We start from the raw sequence: 2,264 nt of genomic DNA, 5'->3' as shown, positions 1-2,264 counted from the left end.
TGTCTCAAGTAAAATTTATTGAATCAATCTTTGGAATTGCTGCATAGAGAAATGTGAACGATACAGATCGTTCGTCTCTAAAAGATCTTTGCGACACAACCCCAAATATAGTCGCTCTGTCTTAATATTAGGATCGTCTTTGAGAGCAGCATCGTACAGCCCGACCGTCACTCTGGTTCTTTGTTGAGAGGAGGCTTGCAAGTCATATTGGTACAGCTCAGTTTTTGGACAGCAGAGCAGACGCGGGTTTTGGATTAATACCCCTGGTTCGGTCGTTCCCGATCTAAACGTATGTTCAACTAGTTGCGTCTCGTCAAACGACACCCATCCGCATCTCGCCATTGTACTGACAGGGATGAAATAACCACAGTGCTGCTGGTCGTTCAAAACAATTACTGTTGGCAACGAGGCATTTTTATCAATAAATTCATCGCTGACGAAGGGATCGACTTGGGGAGAATTGAAATCTGTTGTAGGATTCATTGCGGTTTGAGTAGATTGATTAGAATTGAAATCAGTTGTAACGTTCATTGCTATCCTTTGATTGAGAAATTGAAAAATCAGTAATTAAGGCATCGATTATTAATTAGCTCTTTGCTAACCATTGCCTGTTCTTTTTGAAGCTAAAAGGATTAGCGATGCGGCACATAATTGCTACATAGGTGATGGGAACTAAGAAGGCGATCGCACTCCAAAACAGAGCCGAAAATAATGTATTGCTGTCCATAATTCCTCGCATTACTGCATTAGCTGAACTGCTGCTTCCACTACTCCAGTAAAAGCAGTTGTTGCAAGCTCATCCACAAAGATTTTGTGATACTCGTTCCACAAAGTAGTGGAGGGAGTAAATCCAGTTTGCACTGCTACATCTTGCCAGTACTGGTAAATTCCCCAACTAAATTCGATGACTAATAGCAAAGTGAAGCCGACTGCGACTAGCTCGATTGCTGTGGTCAACAATAGTTGCATTGTTTCGTTGTGCGAGATTGTTACTGATTGTGCCGATCGCCATGAACGCTTGCCTTTAGTCTGACATGCAACTCACTCGTTCTGGCGAATCGTGTCCAAATCGTTAACTGCTACCGGATTGGGCGACTGCCATTGCGGATATTGCTAGTTTTAGAACGGGCAAAGATTACAGCGGCAGATGAATTTCTGCTGTCGCTGTTGCTATCGTTGCTTCATACCCAGCCAGGAAATCCATGCCTAAAATGCCGTCCACAAAACTAGAAGTCGGTAGCGTGTACGAAATCACAGGGTAATCTTCTACCCTAATACCTAAACAATTAAACCAACAGACTGAAACAACAGGCGCATTCATCATGCCGCTGGCGGAGATTAGACGCAAGGTTCGAGTCGCTTGGGCAGTACTATAACCTAATGACTCTAGCGGTCTAGTCGGTAGCGTTGTGTAACTTGCGCCTGTATCTACTAACAGCCGGAAGATTGCTATCTCACCACTGATGCCACCAACCGCCGCCTTCAGCCAAAGTAAATTTCCGTTGCGTTGCAGTCGGTAGGATCTCACAGTAGGTACGCGACATCTTCAGGGATGGAGCCTGTATATTCCACTGCAACGGCCCTCCCAAGTCTGGAGTCAAATGCCTCATAGATCTCATCGCGCTGTTTGGAGTGCGCTAAAACTTCTCCCGCTAGCACGTTCATCTGTTCATCCAACTGAGTGTAAGCGATTAAAATCCATTCATCGACATATTGTTGTCTGATTTGCTCGATTGTTAAAACTGCACTCATGGCTTTGGCTCGTTGGTTAGCTGCGAAGAGTCTAGCTGCAAGAGGACACTTCAAGTTTAATCTTGAAAGCACCCTCTTCTCAAAAGTGATGACAAAATTTGACTAAGCAGCAAATGCACTCATCACCAATTGCCGATGTGAGGCGCGTAACTTTTCTGCTGCCACGTACTTCTGGGCGATTCGTTCGCCTTCCACGTAACTAATTGCCTTCTCTAATAAGCAGCGCTCTCCAATCCACACCTGATACAAGTCCCACTTAGGGTCGTAAACTACCTGCCACTCGACTACTTTTGGGACTGGGGCTGGTGGTTGTGAGGGAGCTTTAATACTGTTGTAGCCGTCCAGATAGCCTTGAGAGTAAGGACAGCTTGCTTGTTTGCACATCGGCGACATCCGAGCAGCAGCATCGTGGGTTGTGTCGCAAAGATCTTTTAGAGACGAACGATCTGTATCGTTCACATTTCTCTATGCAGCAATTCCAAAGATTGATTCAATAAATTTTACTTGAGACA

6 protein-coding genes are annotated in these 2,264 nt (G+C 44.9%); all 6 read right to left on the bottom strand.

The genetic code is table 11. The features are described from left to right. Positions 1-15 precede the first annotated feature (15 nt). The 6 genes from H6G17_RS32250 to H6G17_RS32225 all read right to left on the bottom strand — a co-directional run bounded on the left by H6G17_RS32250 (position 16) and on the right by H6G17_RS32225 (position 2,211). On the bottom strand, positions 16-531 hold the full coding sequence (locus tag H6G17_RS32250) for a DUF5895 domain-containing protein (protein ID WP_192162813.1): 516 nt from the start codon (positions 529-531) through the stop codon (positions 16-18). A 55-nt stretch (positions 532-586) separates the two neighbouring features. Next, entirely contained in the window at positions 587-727 is a 141-nt protein-coding gene (locus H6G17_RS32245) for a hypothetical protein (RefSeq protein ID WP_192162810.1), read from the bottom strand. Between the two features lie 11 nt (positions 728-738). After that, positions 739-969 carry a hypothetical protein gene (locus tag H6G17_RS32240; RefSeq protein WP_192162808.1) on the bottom strand — a complete coding sequence of 77 codons (231 nt, stop codon included), beginning with the start codon at positions 967-969 and terminating at the stop codon, positions 739-741. A gap of 166 nt (positions 970-1,135) precedes the next feature. Beyond that, positions 1,136-1,528 carry a retropepsin-like aspartic protease gene (locus tag H6G17_RS32235; RefSeq protein ID WP_192162807.1) on the bottom strand — a complete coding sequence of 131 codons (393 nt, stop codon included), beginning with the start codon at positions 1,526-1,528 and terminating at the stop codon, positions 1,136-1,138. Then, entirely contained in the window at positions 1,525-1,752 is a 228-nt protein-coding gene (locus H6G17_RS32230) for a hypothetical protein (RefSeq protein WP_192162805.1), read from the bottom strand. The genes H6G17_RS32235 and H6G17_RS32230 overlap by 4 nt, the downstream gene beginning before the upstream one ends. Before the next feature lie 102 nt (positions 1,753-1,854). Then, positions 1,855-2,211: a hypothetical protein gene (locus H6G17_RS32225; protein WP_192162803.1), complete on the bottom strand. Its 357-nt coding sequence runs from the start codon at positions 2,209-2,211 to the stop codon at positions 1,855-1,857. Positions 2,212-2,264 lie beyond the last annotated feature (53 nt).

It is taken from the genome of Chroococcidiopsis sp. [FACHB-1243] (genome assembly GCF_014696895.1).
Lineage (GTDB): Bacteria > Cyanobacteriota > Cyanobacteriia > Cyanobacteriales > Chroococcidiopsidaceae > Chroococcidiopsis.
The sequence above is the reverse complement of the archived record's forward strand: the minus strand, read 5'-3'. Positions and strand labels throughout refer to the sequence as shown.